The sequence below is a fragment of the Pseudomonas sp. PS01303 genome (assembly GCF_029959385.1).
In the GTDB taxonomy this organism is placed as follows: Bacteria; Pseudomonadota; Gammaproteobacteria; order Pseudomonadales; family Pseudomonadaceae; genus Aquipseudomonas; species Aquipseudomonas rustica.
In genome coordinates, this window is record NZ_JASCPK010000062.1 from 13,361 (window position 1) to 32,080 (window position 18,720).

Below are 18,720 nucleotides of genomic sequence, written 5' to 3' on the forward strand. Positions count from 1 at the left end.
CGTGGCCGATGGCCCTGGAGTCGTTCATGGTTGATCGCTCATCCCCCAACGCTGCCCCGCCCGAAAGGCCGCAGCGCCCGCCCTTGAGTGCCGCGAGCCTGATCTTGCGTCTGGGCGGCATCGCCGTGGTGGTCGCCGCCGTAGCCGGGGCGTTTGCCTACGTGCATGGCAACTTTGACCCACAACGTCTGACGCCGAAAGCGCTGGTCGATGTGCTGGAAAAGAACAACGGCGTGCATCCGGGATTTCGCCGTAATCATGCCAAAGGCGTCTGCGTGATCGGCCATTTCGAGAGCAGCGGCGAGGCGCGGGTGTTCTCCACCGCCCAGGTGTTCAATGATCCGAGTACCCCGGTGGTCGGACGTTTCGCACTGCCGGCGGGCAACCCCTATGCGCCGGACAGCAGCGTGCCGATTCGCAGTCTGGCGCTGCGTTTCACTCAGGCCAACGGGCAGCAGTGGCGCACCGGGATGAACAGCATGCCGGTGTTCCCGGTTGGTACGCCCGAGGCGTTCTATCAGTTGCAACAGGCGCAGTCGCCGGATCCGGCGACGGGCAAACCGGATCCAAGCAAGGTGCCAGCCTTTTTCGCCTCGCACCCGGAAGCGGTGCCGTTTTTGACGTGGGTGAAGACCGCCAAGCCGTCGGCCAGTTACGCCACGGAAACCTATAACAGCGTCAACGCGTTTTATCTGGTCGACGCCAGCGGCAAAAAGCAGGCCGTGCGCTGGAGCATGACGCCGTTGGCGCAGGATGCAGCGGGGGCGACGGCACCTGAGGGCGGCGATTTTCTTGAGAAGGATCTGGTGCAAAAACTGGCCGCCGCGCCGCTGCGGTTTCAGTTGAATATCACCTTGGCCAATCCTGAGGATCCGGTCAACGACGCCAGTAAAACCTGGCCGGCGGGGCGCAAAGTGGTCAACGCCGGCACCTTGGTGCTGGAGAAAACCCAGCCACAACTGAGTGGCGAGTGCCGCGACATCAACTACGACCCGCTTGTGTTGCCGGCCGGGATTCAAGGCACCGCCGATCCGTTGCTCGCCGCGCGCTCCGCCGGTTACGCCGATTCTTACCTGCGTCGCACCAGCGAAGTCAGCCAGTTGCCCGCCGCCAAACAGGAGGCTCGCCCATGAGAACTCAACCGACGCATTTCGCATTGTTGGCGCGACTGCTGCACTGGCTGATGGCGCTGATGATCATCGCCATGCTGTTTATTGGCGCGGGCATGGTGACGTCTGTTTCAGAGCGGCATGAATGGCTGATCCATCTGCACAAGCCGTTGGGCATTGCGATTCTGGTATTGGTTGTCGTGCGTCTGCTGGTGCGTTTGACCACGCGCCAACCCCCTTTGCCAGCGGATCTGCCGGACTTTCAGGTGTTGGCGGCCAAGGCTTCGCATCTGTTGTTGTACGCGTTGATGCTGGTGTTGCCGCTGCTCGGTTGGGCGATGATCAGCGCTTCTGGCGAACCGGTGATGCTCAGCACCACGCTGCAGTTGCCGTCGATTGTGCCGGCCGATGCGCAGTTGTTTGCGTGGCTGCGCAAGGCCCATGGTTATCTGGCGTACCTGCTGTTTCTGACGGTGCTGCTGCACCTGGCGGCGGCGTTGTTTCATGGCTGGGTGCGCCGCGATGAGGTGCTCGACAGCATGTTGCGCGGTCGCGATCGTCATTGAGCGAGTCAGGGGGCGGGCCGGCGCGTAAAGCTACGGCCTGAAGCAAAAGATCGCAGTCAGGCTGCGATCTTTTTTTTGCGTGGAGGGCAGGGGATCAGCGCAGGGTGTCGACCATGTCGGCGATGGTGGTCAGCACGTCTTTGCCCAGTTGTTTCGAGCGTTTGCCCGACCAGCCGGTTTCCTTGTCGGGATGATCGTCGTGATCCTTGAACGGCATTTCCAGGGTCAGCGACAGGCAGTCGTATTTCTGGCCGACGCTGTTGCAAGCCAGGGTCATGTTGGCCTGGCCCGGTTCGTCGCGAACATAGCCGTACTTGGTCTGGAAGTCTTTGGTGGTGTGCTTGAGGTGACTGCGGAAGTGTTCTTCAAGCTTCTCGATGCGCGGCGTGTAACCCGGATTGCCTTCGCAACCGGCGGTGAACACGTGAGGGATTTCCTCGTCACCGTGTGCGTCAAGGAAGAAATCGACGTCGTACTTTTCCATTTGCTGCTGTACGAAAAGTACCTCGGGGCTGACTTCCTGACTGGCGTTCTGCCAGGCGCGGTTCAAATCCTGGCCCATGGCGTTGGTACGCAGGTGGCCGTGGAAAGCGCCGTCCGGGTTCATGTTCGGCACCAGGTACAGATCGGCGCTGGCCAGCAGCTTGTTCAGCACCGGATCTTCGTGACGTTCCAGACGTTCGATGATGCCTTCCATGAACCATTCGGCCATGTGCTCGCCGGGGTGTTGCTGGGCGATGATCCAGACTTTGCGCTGGCCTTCAGCGCCCGAGCCTTTGCGCAGCAACTGGATGTCGCGGCCTTCGACGCTTTTGCCGGTGGCGAGCAGTTCAGTGCCGGCCTTGGTCAGCGCCTGCTCGATCAGCCAGTCGTGACGGCCACGGCTGTACGGTTCGAAGTAGGCGAACCAGGCGTGGGTCTGCGTGGCTTCGAGGCAGAAGCGCAAGCAATCGCCTTCGAAAATTGTCGGTACGCGGAACCAGTTGACGTGATCGTAGGAGGCCACGGCTTGATAGCCATCCCAAGCCTTGTTGTACGAGGACTGGCTGGCGTTGTTCAGGCGGAACCAGTGTTCCTGACCGACGTGCAAGCCGCTGGCCTTGAAGTGGAACCACTGAAAATGGGCGCTGCGCGTGTCCGGGCGGATGGCCAGAACCGGGCTGAGCGGATTGCTGATGTCGATGACTTGGATGTTGCCGCTGTCGAAATTGGCGCTGATGTCGAACGAAGATTTGGCCACGGTCATATCGGTTCCTGATCAGGATTGTTATGGCCGATACTTTACACAAGATTGGGCTGAAACCCAGGGGAATTGCGGGGTTGTGGCGGGGGCGTCCTCCATGACGCGGAGGCAGCTTAGAGATTATGCGATTGATTCTCAAGTGCTATTTGTCGTTAGTTTGCCCCAATGCGGCCGGGCTTGGCTTGCCAATCGATATTCTTTTGATATTATCCGCGCCATCGAATTTGCAGCACCTAAAGACTTCATTAGCCTGAAGCCACAAGCCCGAAAAACGGGTAAAAAAAAGACCCGGAAAAAATCCGGGTCAAAAACCGTGATTAGCCTGATGAGGAGATAGTCCAGAAGACCGACCTAAGGTCTCTGGTCCATCGACTGATCTCGCGACCAGCTGCATGCAATAATAATCATTATCATTTGCAAGTCAAATGTTTTTATCTGCGCGATTGGAAAATTCTTTCCTGTCCGTTCGAACCCCCGTTCCTCAGACTTCATCGCCATCCAGCGAGTGGTCGACCATCGCCCGCGCCATATCCACCATGTGCACCACTGAAAATGCCAGATCGCGACTCGCGCCTTGCAGGTTTTCTGCTGCCTTGAAAGCGGTGGCGGCTGCGCAGCGCAATAGGTCGGAGGCGTGTACCAGTGCTTCTTCGCCGCTGACATGACGGTTGACGTCGAAAAAACGCTCATCGACCTCGGGTGTCGACACAGTTGGTTTCAAGTAATAGTCGAGCGCTCGTTGCGCGGCGGCGTTGCCTTGGGGCGAGGTGAACGTGGTGTCCATTTGCAGGTCGGGCAAGTCTTTGCTGCTGATGTTCATGATGAAGGGCCACTCCTTGTTTGATTAACTGTCCGTGCTGTCAGCATAGTACGGTGCGTAGTTGTGACCAGAATTTAAATACGACAATTTGTGTTTTGCTGGCCGAAGGCGTCCCGCGTAAGGTGCCGCACATGGATAAATGGATTGAGTTGGTCAAGGCCAAAATGAGTGAACTCAAAATCACTCAAACAGAGCTCGGAGAGCGTGTTGGCATGTCCCAGGGCGGCATCGGCCATTGGCTGAACAAACGTCGTGAACCGGGCGTCGCGGAGATGAACCGCGTGCTGCAAGCGCTGGGCATGGATTTTCTCGAAGTGGCGATGGTCATTCGCGAGCCGCAGCCTGCGGCGGACGACGACATGCCGCTGACGCAGAAATATAACCCTTACTTTCGCTACCCGGTGAGCGACTGGAACGCGCCACTGCAAGCGCGGGAAAGTGCGCCGCAGCCCTACGGCAAACCCGAGGACAGAAAACGCTTCGAGCTGACGGATTATCACGCTCGCGGCGCCGCGTTCTGGCTGAGGGTGTCGGGGGACTCGATGACCGCGCCCAAAGGCACGAGCATCCCCGAAGGCATGTTGATTCTGGTCGATCCGGAGGCAGAGGCAGTGCCCGGCAAACTGGTGATCGCCCAGTGGTCGGACAGCCATGAAGCGATTTTTCGCAAGCTCGACGAAGAGGGCGGCCAGCGTTACCTGATACCGCTCAATCCGACGTGGCCGAAAGCCTTGTTCACCGAGGAGTGTCGAATCCTCGGCGTGGTGGTGCAGGCAACGGCGCGCTTCTAGTCAGACCGATCCTCGCCAGGCGTAGGATCGGTCTCTTTATTCACACTGCTTCCAGTTCAACCAAAGCGCTGCCTTCGCCGACCATTTCACCTTCCTGGCAATACAGCGCTTTGATCACCCCGGCATGCGGCGCACGGATGCTGTGCTCCATCTTCATCGCTTCCAGCACCACCAGTTGCGCACCGGCTTCAACCGATTGCCCGGCCTCGACCAAGACCCGCACGATGCTGCCGTTCATCGGTGCCGTCAGACCGCCCTGATGACTGTTGCTGGCTTCCACCGCACTGATCGGGTCGTAAGCTTCGACGCGACGCAACTCGCCTTCCCATTGCAGATACAGCGCAGCACCCTGACGAATAGCCCGCAAGGTACGACGCACGCCTTCGTGTTCAACAACCAGCGAGTCGCCCAGCAGTTTTGCATCACCGCCAGCCCCCAGAGTCAACGCCCGATCCTGCCCCTCGCAACTCAAATGCAGGGTAATTTCCCGAGGCAAACCCGCGCGCAATCCGCTGTTCCGCGACCACGGTGAAGCAGCATCATCCGCCCGCACAACGCTCGGCAAACTCTGCGCAAACGCCTGCGCCGCCGCCTGCCAGAACCCGTCACTCAATTCGCTCGGCGCAGGCAGCAATTGCTCCTGATAGCGCGGAATAAACCCGGTATCCAGTTCCGCCGCCGCAAACGCCGGATGCGCGATGATCCGCCGCAGAAAGTTGATGTTGGTCTTCAACCCGCCAATCGCAAATTCATCGAGCATGCTCAACAAACGCAGGCGCGCCTGTTCACGATCCTCGCCCCAGGCAATCAGCTTGCCGAGCATCGGGTCGTAGAACGGCGAAATCTCATCACCTTCCTCAACCCCGCTGTCCACTCGACGCCCAGGCCCTTCAGCCGACTCGCGATACAAATCCAGACGCCCGGTGGCCGGCAGAAAATCATTCGAAGGGTCTTCGGCATACAAGCGCACTTCAATCGCATGACCATTAAGCGGCACCTGCTCTTGGGTGATCGGCAGCGCTTCACCCCGCGCCACGCGAATCTGCCAGGCGACCAGATCCAGACCAGTGATCGCCTCGGTCACCGGGTGTTCAACTTGCAAGCGCGTGTTCATCTCCATAAAGAAGAATTCGCCACGTGCATCCAGCAGAAACTCCACCGTGCCGGCGCCGACATAACCGATCGCCTGCGCCGAACGTACAGCCGCTTCGCCCATCGCTCGACGCAGTTCAGCGGACAGGCCCGGTGCCGGCGCCTCTTCGACGACTTTCTGATGCCGCCGCTGGATCGAGCAATCACGCTCATTCAGGTACAGGCAATTGCCGTGCTGGTCGGCGAATACCTGGATTTCGACGTGACGCGGTTTCAGCAGATATTTCTCCACCAGCATCCGCGAATCGCCGAACGACGACTGCGCTTCACGCTGTGCGGAGGCGAGTGCTTCGGCGAGCTGGCCGACCTCTTCAACAACCTTCATGCCTTTGCCACCGCCGCCGGCCGTAGCCTTAAGCAACACCGGATAACCGATGCGTTCGCAGGCAGCACGGAAGGTCTCGAGATCCTGCGCTTCGCCGTGATAACCCGGCACCAAAGGCACGCCGGCAGTTTCCATCAACGCCTTGGCCGCCGATTTGCTGCCCATCGCGTCGATGGCCGAGGCCGGTGGGCCGAGGAAAATCAGCCCGGCCGCTTCAATCGCGCGGGCGAACCCGGCGTTCTCCGACAGAAAGCCGTAACCCGGATGAATCGCCTGCGCGCCGCTGGCCTTGGCCGCCGCGATCAGTTTGTCGATTTGCAAATAACTGTCAGCCGCTTTGCTGCCACCGAGATCGACGCAGATATCCGCTTCACGGCTGTGTCGCGCCTCGCGGTCGGTGGCGCTGTGCACCGCGACGGTGGTCAGGCCCAAGGCTTTGGCGGTGCGCATCACGCGGCAAGCGATTTCGCCACGGTTGGCCACCAGCAGGGTGGTGAGAACGGGTGCGCTCATCAACGCGGCTCCTTGGTGGTGGTTTCGGCTTGCCAGCTCGGCGGACGTTTTTGCAGAAAGGCCCGCAGACCTTCCTGACCTTCCGGACTGACGCGGATGCGAGCGATGGCATTTTCGGTGTAGCGGCGCAGCGCCGGGGTCAGCGCGCCGTTGCCGACTTCACGCAACAAGTCCTTGCTGGCGCGCATGGCGGCGGGGCTGTTGAGCAGCAGATTATTGATCCACTGTTCGACCTGTTGCTCCAGTTCAGCGGCCGGATAGCTGTCGGACAACAAACCGATTTCCCGTGCCCGTTGACCGCCAAAACGTTCAGCGGTCAGCGCATAACGCCGTGCTGCACGTTCGCCAATGGCTTGCACCACGAACGGGCTGATCACCGCTGGCGCCAGACCGATGCGCACTTCCGACAGGCAGAATTGCGCGTCATCGGCGCCGATCGCCATGTCGCAGCAACTGATCAAACCCAGCGCGCCACCGAATGCCGCGCCTTGCACCACGGCCACGGTGGGGATTTTCAGCTTGGCGAGGTTGTACATCAGCTCGGCGAGTTCGCGGGCGTCGTCGAGGTTGGTGTGGTAATCGAGCTCGGCCGATTGCTGCATCCACGCCAGATCGGCGCCGGCGCTGAAGTGCTTGCCACGGCCGCGCACCAGCAGGAAACGCAGGCTGGCGTCGCTGGCAACCTTGTCGAGGGCGAGGATCAGTTCACGGATCATCTCGGCGTTGAACGCGTTGTTTTTCTCTGGGCGGTTGAGCCACAGCGTCGCGAAACCGCGTGGGTCGTTTTGCAGTTCGAGGGTGTTGAAGTCGCTCATATTCATCCGTCTCCACGGTTCTTGTAGGAGCAAGGCTTGCCCGCGAAAGTAGTCATTCCACCATTGATGTGACTGACACATCGCCTTCGCGGGCAAGCCTTGCTCCTACAGGATCGAATCACATCCGGAACACGCCGAAGCGGCTCGGTTCGATTGGCGCGTTCAGCGACGCGGACAAGGCCAGGGCCAGCACATCGCGGGTCTGCGCCGGGTCGATGACGCCGTCGTCCCACAGCCGTGCGCTGGAATAGTAGGGGTGACCCTGCTCTTCATACTGGTCGAGGATCGGTTGCTTGATCTCGGCTTCCTGCTCGGCACTGAAGCTTTGGCCACTGCGTTCAGCCTGCTCGCGTTTGACCTGCACCAACACGCCGGCCGCTTGTTCAGCGCCCATCACACCAATGCGCGCATTCGGCCACATCCACAGAAAACGCGGATCGTAAGCGCGGCCGCACATGCCGTAGTTACCGGCGCCGAAGCTGCCGCCAATGATCACGGTGAACTTCGGCACCTTGGCGCACGCCACAGCGGTCACCAGTTTTGCACCGTGCTTGGCGATGCCGCCGGCCTCGTATTTCTGGCCGACCATGAAGCCGGTGATGTTTTGCAGGAACAGCAGCGGAATGCCGCGCTGGCAGGCCAGTTCGATGAAGTGCGCGCCTTTCTGCGCGGCTTCGGCGAAGAGGATGCCGTTGTTCGCCAGAATCGCGATCGGGTAACCGTGCAGATGCGCAAAACCGCAAACCAGCGTGGCGCCGAACAGCGCTTTGAACTCATCGAACACCGAACCGTCGACCAGTCGTGCAATCACTTCGCGCACGTCGAACGGCTGCTTGGCGTCCGCCGAAACCACGCCGTACAACTCATCGCTGGCATACAACGGCGCAATCGGTGCGCGCTGTTGCACTTCGCCGAGCTTGCGCCAGTTGAGGTTGGCAACGCTGCGGCGGGCGAGGGCGAGGGCGTGTTCGTCACTCTCGGCGTAGTGGTCGGCAACCCCGGAAATCTTGCAGTGCACGTCGGCCCCGCCGAGGTCTTCGGCGCTGACCACTTCACCGGTCGCGGCTTTCACCAACGGCGGGCCAGCGAGGAAAATCGTCGCCTGATTGCGCACCATGATCGCTTCGTCGGCCATCGCCGGCACGTAAGCGCCGCCCGCAGTGCACGAGCCCATGACCACGGCGATTTGCGGAATACCCATCGCGCTCATGTTGGCCTGGTTGAAGAAGATCCGCCCGAAGTGCTCGCGATCCGGGAACACTTCGTCCTGACGCGGCAGGTTGGCGCCGCCGGAGTCGACCAGATAGATGCACGGCAGACGATTCTGCTGCGCGATGGTTTGTGCGCGCAGATGTTTTTTCACAGTCAGCGGGTAGTACGAGCCACCCTTAACCGTCGCGTCGTTGGCGACGATCATGCATTCGACGCCTTCGACCCGGCCGATCCCGGCAATCACACCGGCCGCCGGCACGTCTTCGCCATAGACGGCGTGGGCGGCCAGTTGGCTGATTTCCAGAAACGGAGAGCCCGGATCGAGCAAACGGTTGATGCGTTCACGCGGCAGCAATTTGCCGCGCGAGGTGTGACGCTCCTGAGCTTTCGCGCCACCACCCTGCGCCACTTGGGCGAGCAGGGTGTGCAGGGCGTCGACCTGTTTGAGCATCGCCGCGCTGTTGGCGACAAACTCCGCTGAACGAGGATTGAGCTGAGTGTGCAAGGTTGCCATGGTCAGCTCCGTTTAGCGGGTTTCGTTGAACAGTTCACGACCGATCAGCATGCGACGGATCTCACTGGTGCCAGCGCCGATTTCGTACAGCTTGGCGTCGCGCAGCAGGCGGCCCGCCGGGAATTCGTTGATGTAACCGTTACCACCGAGAATCTGGATCGCGTCGAGGGCCATTTGTGTAGCGCGCTCAGCGGTATAAAGGATTACGCCGGCGGCGTCTTTACGCGTGGTTTCGCCACGCTCGCAGGCTTGGGCAACGGCATACAGATAAGCTCGGCTGGCGTTGAGTTGGGTGTACATGTCGGCGACTTTGCCCTGGATCAGCTGGAACTCGCCGATGCTTTGACCGAACTGTTTACGGTCATGGATGTACGGCACGATCAGATCCATGCACGACTGCATGATCCCGGTCGGGCCGCCGGAGAGCACGACGCGCTCGTAATCGAGGCCGCTCATCAACACTTTCACACCACCGTTGAGCACGCCGAGGATGTTTTCTTCCGGCACTTCGACGTCATCGAAGAACAGCTCGCAAGTGTTGGAGCCGCGCATGCCGAGCTTGTCGAACTTGTTGCTGCGGCTGAAGCCTTTCCAGTCACGTTCAACGATAAAGGCAGTAATGCCGTGCGGGCCTTTTTCCAGATCGGTTTTGGCGTAGATCACGTAAGTGTTGGCGTCGGGGCCGTTGGTGATCCAGGTTTTGCTGCCGTTGAGGACGTAACGGTCGCCGCGTTTGTCGGCGCGCAATTTCATCGAGACCACGTCGGAACCGGCATTCGGTTCGCTCATCGCCAATGCGCCGACATGCTCGCCGCTGATCAGTTTCGGCAGGTATTTGGTTTTCTGTTCGTGGTTACCGTTGCGATTGATCTGGTTGACGCAGAGGTTCGAATGCGCGCCGTAGGACAGCGCCACCGAAGCCGAGCCACGGCTGATTTCTTCCATCGCCACGACGTGTGCCAGGTAACCGAGGCCAGCACCGCCGTACTCTTCCGGCACGGTAATGCCGAGCAGGCCCATGTCACCGAATTTGCGCCACATGTCGGCGGGGAACAGGTTGTCGCTGTCGATCTGCGCCGCACGCGGAGCGATCTCCTTGGCGACAAAGGACTGAACCTGATCGCGCAGCATGTCGATGGTTTCACCGAGGGCAAAATTCAGGGATGGATAGCTCATGGGTCACCTTTTGGCTTTTTTGTAGGGTGGGGAGGGCGGTCACTCGGCTCTCACCTTTACGTTAACGTAAGCCTGTGACGAATGGCTGTCAATCACCCTTTACGTTAACGTCAACTTGAGCGAGAGTAGGGGCAGTTCAAGATTGAAAACGGATCGCTTTTTTGTGGGAGCGGGCTTTTGTGGTGAGGGGATTTATCCCCGTTCGGCTGCGAAGCAGTCGTGAAATCTGTAAATCTGATTTGTCAGGAGATATGCAGGGGCGGCTTCGCCACCCATCGGGGATAAATCCCCTCGCCACAACGGCTAACCACAAAGCTCTCCACAAAAAGTGCAATCCGGTAAACCCACTAATAAAGACAATAGGGGTCGTCATGGATCAACCCAGTGCAAACCCGCAGCGCAGCTACACCCGTGGCTCACAGGACAAAGCCTTGATGGCGATGACCATCGGGCAGAAGTTCGATCACACCGTCGCGCAATATCCCGACGGTGAAGCGCTCGTCGTGCACCATCAGCAGTTGCGCTACTCATGGCGGCAATTGGCCGATGCCGTCGACGTGCACGCCAGAGCGCTGCTCGCCTTGGGTTTACAGGCCGGCGATCGCCTCGGCATCTGGGCACCGAACTGCGCTGAGTGGTGCATCACCCAGTTCGCCACGGCGAAAATCGGCGTGATTCTGGTCAACGTCAACCCGGCCTACCGCAGTTCCGAACTCGAATACGTGCTCAAACAATCCGGCTGCCAATGGCTGGTCTGCGCCGGGGCGTTCAAATCCTCGAACTACCACGGCATGTTGCAAGGATTGGTGCCAGAACTGGCCGAACAATCCATTGGCCAACTGCGCAGCGAGCGCCTGCCAGAATTGCGCGGCGTGATCAGCCTCGACGCGAAACCGCCATCAGGTTTCCTGCCGTGGTCGCAACTGACTGATATGGCGGCCAGCGTCACCCCGCAACAACTCAGTGAGCGCAGCAACAGCCTGCACTTCGATCAACCGGTAAACATTCAATACACCTCCGGCACCACCGGTTTCCCCAAAGGCGCGACCCTCAGCCACTACAACATCCTCAACAACGGTTACATGGTTGGCGAAAGCATCGGCCTGACCCCGCACGATCGCCTGGTGATCCCGGTGCCGCTGTATCACTGCTTCGGCATGGTCATGGGCAACCTCGGCTGCGTCACCCACGGCAGCACGATGATTTACCCCAACGACGCCTTCGATCCGTTGCTGACCCTGCAGACCGTCGCCGAAGAAAAAGCCACCGGCCTCTACGGCGTGCCGACCATGTTTATCGCCATGCTCGACCAGCCGCAGCGCGCCGAATTCGATCTGTCGAGCCTGCGCACCGGAATCATGGCCGGCGCCACCTGCCCGATCGAAGTGATGCGTCGGGTCATCAGCGAGATGCACATGAGCGAAGTGCAGATCGCCTACGGCATGACCGAAACCAGCCCGGTGTCGCTGCAAACCGGCCCCAACGATGAGCTGGAACTGCGCGTGACCACGGTCGGCCGCACCCAGCCGCAACTGGAAAGCAAGATCATCGACGAGGCCGGCAACCTCGTACCACGCGGCACCATCGGCGAACTGTGCACCCGTGGTTACAGCGTGATGCTCGGCTATTGGCAAAACCCGCAAGCCACCGCTGAAGCCATCGATGAGGCTGGCTGGATGCACACCGGCGACCTGGCGAGCATGAACGAGGAGGGTTACGTCAACATCGCCGGGCGTAACAAGGACATGATCATTCGCGGCGGCGAGAACGTTTATCCGCGTGAGCTGGAAGAGTTTTTCTTCACCCATCCGGCGGTGGCGGACGTGCAGGTGATCGGCATTCCGTGCTCGCGTTACGGCGAGGAGATTGTCGCCTGGATCAAATTTCACCCCGGCCACAACGCCTCCGAGCTGGAGTTGCAAACCTGGTGTAAGGAACGCATCGCGCACTTCAAGACGCCACGGCACTTCAAGTTCGTCGAGGAGTTTCCGATGACGGTGACGGGCAAGATCCAGAAATTCAGGATGCGCGAAATAAGCATCGAAGAGCTTCGCGAATAGCACGCCTGACACAAAAGTAAATGTGATTACAATCTAATGTGGGAGCGAGCCTGCTCGCGAATGCAGTGTGTCATTCAGCGCAAATGTGTCTGATACACCGCTTTCGCGAGCAGGCTCGCTCCCACAGGGGATAAGCGGTGTTGGAAAGAGGAATCACAGAAAGCACAAAGGGGAGCCGAGGCTCCCCTTTAATTTTGTCGTCGCGTGCTCTTTTTTATTATTGAGGGTCGGTCTGTTGTTGTTTTTGGCAACCGTGGCCCTTTACCGCTGTTTTTGGTGACCCCCATCCGGGGTCAAGAGCAAACGTATTTTTTTGAGCGCTGATCTGCTTTCTCGTTAAACGATCCAACCGATTCGGGAGCTACCTGAAGGTAGTTTTATTGTTCTCTGCCCGGTTGCGGGTCACTCCTGAGAGCACCCTGAAAAGCACACCTTCTCCAAAAAAATCTGTTAGCTGCGTCTCTGCCGTGTTGTTTTTGTTATGTCAGAGTCGGTACGTCTTATTTTTATTGGTTTGCTGCTTTTTATTCTTGTTATGCCATAGAGATAGCATTACGCGTGCCAACTTTTAAAAAGCCTTGTAAATCAATGGCTTGTGATTTTGTAGGATTTTTCGATCAGGCCAATCCAGACAATTTGTTTCCGTGTTACTCGCTTAAGCCCACATTCCGGACACAGCGGTAACACCATCTCCCCTCACTGTGCGCTGCGCGCCTTCGCCACGCGCGAACCGCTCGGGCGACCGAGCACCGCGCTGATCTGCTGACCCGCGGCAATCAAGGCGTCCAGGTCGATTCCGCTCTCGATGCCGAGGCCGTTGAGCAGGTACACCACGTCTTCGGTAGCAACGTTACCGCTCGCACCTTTGGCGTACGGACAGCCGCCGAGGCCCGCGATAGAGCTGTCGAATACGGAAATGCCTTCGAGCAGACTGGCGTAGATGTTGGCCATCGCCTGACCGTAGGTGTCGTGGAAATGTCCGGCGAGTTTGTCCCGTGGCACCTGCGCCGAAACCACTTCAAACAAACGGCGAGTCGCGCCAGCCGTGCCGGTGCCGATGGTGTCGCCCAGCGAAACTTCGTAGCAGCCCATCGCGTACAGCTCGCGGGCGACCATCGCCACTTGCTCCGGCGCGACCGTGCCTTCGTACGGGCAGCCGAGCACACAGGACACGTAACCGCGCACGGTTACGCCGTGTTGCTTCGCCGCTTCCATGATCGGGGCGAAGCGCGCCAGGCTTTCGCTGATCGAGCAGTTGATGTTGCGCTGCGAGAAGGCTTCGGACGCGGCGGCGAACACCGCGACTTCCTTGACCCCGGCAGCGATCGCATCCTCAAAACCGCGCAGGTTCGGCGCCAGTGCGCCATAAGTCACGCCGGGTTTGCGCTGGATCTGCGCGAACACGTCGGCGGAACCGGCCATCTGCGGCACCCACTTGGGCGAAACGAAACTGCCGACTTCTATATAGCCAAGGCCGGCGGCGCTGAGCGCGTCGACCAGTTGTACCTTGTCGGCGACACTGATGGGTTGGGCTTCGTTCTGCAGGCCATCGCGCGGGCCGACTTCGATCAGGCGTACTTGGGAGGGGAGGGACATGGCGGTTGACCTGTTGTCATTATCTGAAATGTCAAAGTCCTTGTAGGAGCAGAGCTTGCTCGCGAAAGCGTCAGGTCAGTCGACATCAATGTGAATGAACGGGTGCTTTCGCGAGCAAGCTTTGCTCCTACAAAAGGCACGTTTAGGCCTGCTGGCTCTTGAGGGTTTGTTCAAGCGCCTGCACGCAGCGCTCTTCAGCGGTATCAAGCTCCAGTTTCATCTGTTCGATATCCAGCAACTGCTGCTCCAGTTGCTCACGGCGCTCGGTGATTTTCGCCAGCATGCTGTTGAGCTGTTTGGTGTTACCGCTGGACGGGTCGTAGAGTTCGATCAGTTCGCGGCATTCGGCCAAGGAGAAGCCGATGCGCTTGCCACGCAGGATCAGCTTCAGGCTGACCTTGTCACGCGGCGAATAGACGCGTTCCTGGCCACGGCGCTCAGGGCTGAGCAGGCCTTGCTCTTCATAAAAGCGGATCGCCCGGGTGGTGATGTCCAGCTCGCGGGCGAGGTCGGAAATGCTGTAGGTCTGGCTGCTCATGGAAGCGCTCGGAAAAAGGTCTTGGCGCTAAGCTAATGGCAGGTTGACGTTTACGTCAAGCGGGATGATTTGTGTTGTATTTGATGGCCCCTTCGCGAGCAGGCTCGCTCCCACAGGATCCGTGGCGTTCACAAATTCACTGTGGGAGCGAGCCTGCTCGCGAAGAACGATGACGCGGTAAAAAGCCCTACACCTTATCCAGCTTCTTCTCCTGCGCTGTCACCTGCTGGCACAACTCAATCATCTGCTCGCGCATCCAGCGATTCGCCGGATCCTGGTCAGTGCTTTCATGCCAATACAGATGCGTCTCCACTGGCGGCACATCATTCACCGGCAGATTAAACGCCTGCAGTTCATGCCGACGGGCAAAGCGTTCCGGCACGGTCATGACCATATCCGTCTGCTGCATCACCTGCGACGCCATCAAATAATGCTGCGAGCGCAGGGCGATCTTGCGCTGAATGCCCATTTTGCCCAGTGCCAGATCGACATAGCCCAGACCGCTACGGCGGCTGGAAATATGGATATGGGTCAGCGACAAATAATCATCCAGCGACAGCTTTTCCTTGCCCGCCATCGGATGCCCCTTGCGCATCGCACACACATAACGGTCTTCCATCAGCTTGACGTGGCGCACTTGTGGGTCGGTGTTGAGCGGCGCGTCCACAGCGAAATCCAGACGCCCGGCCGCCAGTTCCTTGGTGGTCTCACGGCGCTTGGATAGAAAACTTTCGATAATCACGGTCGGCGCCAGACGGCGCAGGCGCTGGAACAGCGGCGGCAAAATCACTGCCTCGGTGAGGTCAGTCATGCTGATGCGGTAGGTCTTGACCGCTTGCGCCGGGTTGAAAATACGACTTTCCTGCACTGACACGCGCAGCAGCGACAGCGCGTTACGCACCGGGCCGATGATGTTCTGCGCCATCGGCGTCGGCACCATGCCTTGGGCGGTGCGCACGAAGAGCGGGTCGTTGAAGGTTTCGCGCAACCGCGCCAGCGCGTTGGACACCGCCGGCTGGGTGATGCCGACAATCTGCCCGGCGCGGGTCAGGTTGGCTTCGGTGTAGATCGCGTCGAAGACGATGAAAAGGTTGAGGTCGACCTTGCTCAGATTCATAACGCGGCTTCTCTTGTTATTTAGTGCGGTGTTTGGGGGGCTGGCAATCAGCCGATCATATATCGGTGATGAATGTTTATACACGCCGAGAATAGGCTAGGTAAATTATCAACGCTGTTCTAGCATCGATTTCATGACCTAAACAACCTCTGCTGAAGAACTGCCTTAACCATCGGGAGCTGCTCATGGATTTCGCTTATTCGCCCAAGGTGCAAGAACTGCGTGAGCGCGTAACCGCGTTCATGGACACTTACGTTTACCCGGCCGAAGCCGTGTTCGAGCGCCAGGTTGCCGAAGGCGATCGCTGGCAGCCGACCGCGATCATGGAAGAACTCAAAGCCAAGGCCAAAGCCGAAGGCCTGTGGAATCTGTTTCTGCCTGAGTCGGAACTGGGTGCCGGCCTGACCAACCTCGAATACGCGCCACTGGCGGAAATCATGGGCCGCTCGCTGCTCGGCCCGGAGCCGTTCAACTGCTCGGCACCGGACACCGGCAACATGGAAGTGCTAGTGCGTTACGCCAACGAAGAGCAAAAACAACGCTGGCTGGAACCGTTGCTGCGCGGCGAAATCCGCTCGGCGTTCGCCATGACCGAACCCGATGTTGCCTCCTCTGACGCCACCAACATGGCCGCCCGCGCCGTGCGTGATGGCGACGAGTGGGTGATCAACGGCAAAAAATGGTGGACGTCTGGCGCTTGCGATCCGCGCTGCAAGATTCTGATCTTCATGGGCCTGAGCAATCCCGATGCACCGCGCCATGCGCAGCATTCGATGATTCTCGTGCCGGTCGATACGCCGGGCGTAAAAATCGTTCGTCCGTTGCCAGTGTTCGGCTACGACGATGCGCCGCACGGTCACGCCGAAGTGCTGTTCGACAACGTACGTGTGCCGTACGAAAACGTACTGTTGGGTGAAGGGCGCGGCTTTGAAATTGCCCAAGGTCGTCTTGGCCCAGGCCGGATTCACCACTGCATGCGTTCGGTCGGCATGGCTGAGCGTGCACTGGAATTGATGTGCAAACGTTCGGTAAGCCGTACTGCTTTCGGCAAACCGCTGGCGCGTCTGGGCGGTAACGTCGACAAGATTGCCGACTCGCGCATGGAGATCGACATGGCGCGCCTGCTGACGCTGAAAGCGGCATACATGATGGACACCGTGGGTAACAAAATCGCGAAAAGCGAGATCGCGCAGATCAAGGTTGTTGCGCCGAACGTCGCACTGCGCGTGATCGACCGGGCGATCCAGATGCATGGCGGGGCCGGGGTGTCGAACGACTTTCCGCTGGCTTATATGTATGCGATGCAACGGACATTGCGTCTGGCCGATGGCCCGGACGAAGTGCACCGTGCGGCGATTGGCAAGTTTGAGATCGGCAAATACGTGCCGAAGGAAATGCTGCGTAGCGAGCGCTGATCCAGCACTGCGTTATCGTTCTTCGCGAGCAGGCTCGCTCCCACAGGATCTGTGGCGTTCACAAATCCAATGTGGGAGCGAGCCTGCTCGCGAAGGGGCCTGAACATTTGATCGTTCCCACGCTCTGCGTGGGAATGCATCCCGTGACGCTCCGCGTCACAGTGGACGCTGAGCGTCCATGGCGGAATTACCACGCGGAGCGTGGGAACGATTTGGCGGATATCAATACACCCAAACCTCAACCCGCCGATTCTTGATCCTTCCCTCATCCGCACTGTTGGTCGCCACCGGCATCTGCGCGCCAAACCCGCGCACCTCGCGCAACACCACGCCGCTCTTCACCAACTCCCGTCGCACCGCCATCGCCCGCAACTTCGACAACAGATCCGCACGCGCCGGGTCGTCCTTTACATCACCAAAGCCCACCAGCGTCACCGCACGATCGGTCTTGTCATGGCGCTTTATATAGTCGAACACCCGCGCCAGATCCTGACGCGCCTTGTTGTCCAGACTCGCGCTGCCTTCTTCAAAACGGAAGTTCACCGTCAGACGTTGGGCGTGACGGCTGAGGGATTGATAACCCTCGGGCATCAGCGCATTCGGCGCGACCGTCATGGCGTGCACGGTCTGACTGATAAAACCGTTGCGCGCAACAATCTCCTGACCCTGACGACTTTGCGCAAACGCCACCAGCGCTTTTGCCCATGGATTGCTGCTATCCGGCGGCAGATAAAAGAACAGTCGCCTAGACAGCGGATAGTCCTCGGTGGCGATCAGACTATTGAGCGGCAGCATCGATTGCGACGCGCCATCGGCAATCGCCACGGCTTTGGCCTGACGCACGTAAGGCAACCCAATGAAACCGATGCCCTGCGGATCACTACTCACCGCGTCGGATAATTCCTCGCTGGATTCGAAACGTTTCGCCGCGCTGCTCAGCATTTTCCCACGACGACTGAGCACCAATTCCTTGAACGTGTCGTAGGTGCCGGACTGATCATCCCGTGCATATAAATGAATCGCACCGCCGCGACCACCGAGGTCTTCCCAGCTTTTCACTTCGCCGGCGAAGATCCGCGCCAGTTGCTCGGTGTCGAGTTGCTGCAACGGGTTTTCGGGATGAAGGATGATCGCCAAGCCATCGATGGCGATTACTTGTTCGGCGGCGGCGCTTTTCAGATCGCCGAGGGATTGCAGACTGAGCAGCTCGCTGTCCTTGATCTCGCGGGAGGAGGCGGCGAGGTCGGCGCTGGCGTTTTTCAGTGCGGTGAAACCGGTGCTGGAGCCGTGAGCGGCGACGTCGATGAGCACGCGTTTGCCTTCAGCCGTCTGGCCAACAATGCGCAATTCGTTGGCGGTGCCCTGGGTTTCGCGGTGGATGTTCAGCAGCCCTTGCTGTTGCAGCAGACCTTCGACCAATGCCGGGCCGAGTTCGGCGCCGATGGTGTTGGAGCCCTGAATGCGCAACGCCGGGCCGTCGTCGGGCACCGGCAAACCGGCGGCCGACACCGTCAGCCACGCACTCAAGAGAAAGACGCACAGAACACGCAGGGTCATGCCGGCACCGAATCAAGCCAAGGGGATTGCCGGGGAGATTAAGTCAGAAAAGTTACTTGAAGATGACAGCGATCTAAATGTGAAAAGGCTTTTGTGGCGAGGGGATTTATCCCCGATGGTTGGCGAAGCCGACCCAAAACCTTTGAATGCGGTTTAACAGGAAGAATATGGGGGCGCTTCGCACCCCATCGGGGATAAATC

General features: G+C 59.3%; 16 protein-coding genes. 6 read left to right on the forward strand and 10 right to left on the reverse strand.

Annotated elements, in window-relative coordinates:
- Positions 1-26: 26 nt before the first annotated feature.
- Complete coding sequence (locus tag QMX93_RS17350; RefSeq protein ID WP_053121722.1) at positions 27-1,133, forward strand: catalase family peroxidase; 1,107 nt, start codon at positions 27-29, stop codon at positions 1,131-1,133.
- Positions 1,130-1,675 carry a cytochrome b/b6 domain-containing protein gene (locus QMX93_RS17355; protein ID WP_282357324.1) on the forward strand — a complete coding sequence of 182 codons (546 nt, stop codon included), beginning with the start codon at positions 1,130-1,132 and terminating at the stop codon, positions 1,673-1,675. The genes QMX93_RS17350 and QMX93_RS17355 overlap by 4 nt, the downstream gene beginning before the upstream one ends.
- A 94-nt stretch (positions 1,676-1,769) precedes the next feature.
- Here the strand turns inward: QMX93_RS17355 and QMX93_RS17360 are convergent, their stop codons facing one another.
- Positions 1,770-2,921 carry a M14-type cytosolic carboxypeptidase gene (locus QMX93_RS17360; protein WP_282357326.1) on the reverse strand — a complete coding sequence of 384 codons (1,152 nt, stop codon included), beginning with the start codon at positions 2,919-2,921 and terminating at the stop codon, positions 1,770-1,772.
- Between QMX93_RS17360 and QMX93_RS17365 the strand changes: the two genes are divergently transcribed.
- Positions 2,893-3,255, forward strand: coding sequence for a hypothetical protein (locus tag QMX93_RS17365; RefSeq protein ID WP_282357327.1), 363 nt, complete (start codon positions 2,893-2,895; stop codon positions 3,253-3,255). The genes QMX93_RS17360 and QMX93_RS17365 overlap by 29 nt on opposite strands.
- A gap of 144 nt (positions 3,256-3,399) precedes the next feature.
- On the opposite strand, the gene QMX93_RS17370 is transcribed toward QMX93_RS17365, so the two are convergent.
- Entirely contained in the window at positions 3,400-3,738 is a 339-nt protein-coding gene (locus QMX93_RS17370; RefSeq protein ID WP_053121713.1) for a DUF3077 domain-containing protein, read from the reverse strand.
- A gap of 131 nt (positions 3,739-3,869) precedes the next feature.
- On the opposite strand from QMX93_RS17370, the gene QMX93_RS17375 reads away from it, so the two are divergent.
- The gene (locus tag QMX93_RS17375) at positions 3,870-4,529 is read left to right on the forward strand and encodes an XRE family transcriptional regulator (RefSeq protein ID WP_282357329.1); all 660 of its coding nucleotides are present in this window, start codon (positions 3,870-3,872) and stop codon (positions 4,527-4,529) included.
- Positions 4,530-4,569: 40 nt separating this feature from the next.
- Here QMX93_RS17375 and QMX93_RS17380 read toward each other — a convergent pair whose 3' ends face one another.
- From QMX93_RS17380 to QMX93_RS17395, 4 genes are all read right to left on the reverse strand, one after another.
- Positions 4,570-6,519, reverse strand: a complete 1,950-nt coding sequence (locus QMX93_RS17380) for an acetyl/propionyl/methylcrotonyl-CoA carboxylase subunit alpha (protein WP_282357332.1) — start codon at positions 6,517-6,519, stop codon at positions 4,570-4,572.
- Positions 6,519-7,334 (reverse strand): gamma-carboxygeranoyl-CoA hydratase, encoded by an 816-nt coding sequence (locus QMX93_RS17385; protein ID WP_053121779.1) that lies wholly within the window; start codon positions 7,332-7,334, stop codon positions 6,519-6,521. The genes QMX93_RS17380 and QMX93_RS17385 overlap by 1 nt, the downstream gene beginning before the upstream one ends.
- Positions 7,335-7,452: 118 nt before the next feature.
- Entirely contained in the window at positions 7,453-9,060 is a 1,608-nt protein-coding gene (locus QMX93_RS17390; RefSeq protein ID WP_282357333.1) for a carboxyl transferase domain-containing protein, read from the reverse strand.
- Between the two features lie 12 nt (positions 9,061-9,072).
- Positions 9,073-10,236, reverse strand: coding sequence for an isovaleryl-CoA dehydrogenase (locus tag QMX93_RS17395; protein WP_008082097.1), 1,164 nt, complete (start codon positions 10,234-10,236; stop codon positions 9,073-9,075).
- 371 nt (positions 10,237-10,607) lie between these two features.
- Between QMX93_RS17395 and QMX93_RS17400 the strand changes: the two genes are divergently transcribed.
- Positions 10,608-12,296, forward strand: a complete 1,689-nt coding sequence (locus QMX93_RS17400; RefSeq protein WP_282357335.1) for an AMP-binding protein — start codon at positions 10,608-10,610, stop codon at positions 12,294-12,296.
- Positions 12,297-12,992: 696 nt separating this feature from the next.
- On the opposite strand, the gene QMX93_RS17405 is transcribed toward QMX93_RS17400, so the two are convergent.
- The 3 genes from QMX93_RS17405 to QMX93_RS17415 form a co-directional block, all read right to left on the reverse strand.
- Positions 12,993-13,892 carry a hydroxymethylglutaryl-CoA lyase gene (locus QMX93_RS17405; protein WP_282357336.1) on the reverse strand — a complete coding sequence of 300 codons (900 nt, stop codon included), beginning with the start codon at positions 13,890-13,892 and terminating at the stop codon, positions 12,993-12,995.
- A gap of 142 nt (positions 13,893-14,034) precedes the next feature.
- Complete coding sequence (locus tag QMX93_RS17410; RefSeq protein WP_282357337.1) at positions 14,035-14,430, reverse strand: MerR family DNA-binding transcriptional regulator; 396 nt, start codon at positions 14,428-14,430, stop codon at positions 14,035-14,037.
- A 187-nt stretch (positions 14,431-14,617) separates the two neighbouring features.
- Entirely contained in the window at positions 14,618-15,547 is a 930-nt protein-coding gene (locus QMX93_RS17415) for a LysR family transcriptional regulator (protein WP_016986544.1), read from the reverse strand.
- Positions 15,548-15,732: 185 nt separating this feature from the next.
- Here QMX93_RS17415 and QMX93_RS17420 point away from each other — a divergent pair, with 185 nt between their 5' ends.
- Positions 15,733-16,962, forward strand: a complete 1,230-nt coding sequence (locus tag QMX93_RS17420) for an acyl-CoA dehydrogenase (RefSeq protein ID WP_122590342.1) — start codon at positions 15,733-15,735, stop codon at positions 16,960-16,962.
- Positions 16,963-17,184: 222 nt separating this feature from the next.
- On the opposite strand, the gene QMX93_RS17425 is transcribed toward QMX93_RS17420, so the two are convergent.
- Positions 17,185-18,519, reverse strand: a complete 1,335-nt coding sequence (locus tag QMX93_RS17425; protein ID WP_282357341.1) for a phosphate ABC transporter substrate-binding/OmpA family protein — start codon at positions 18,517-18,519, stop codon at positions 17,185-17,187.
- Positions 18,520-18,720: the final 201 nt, after the last annotated feature.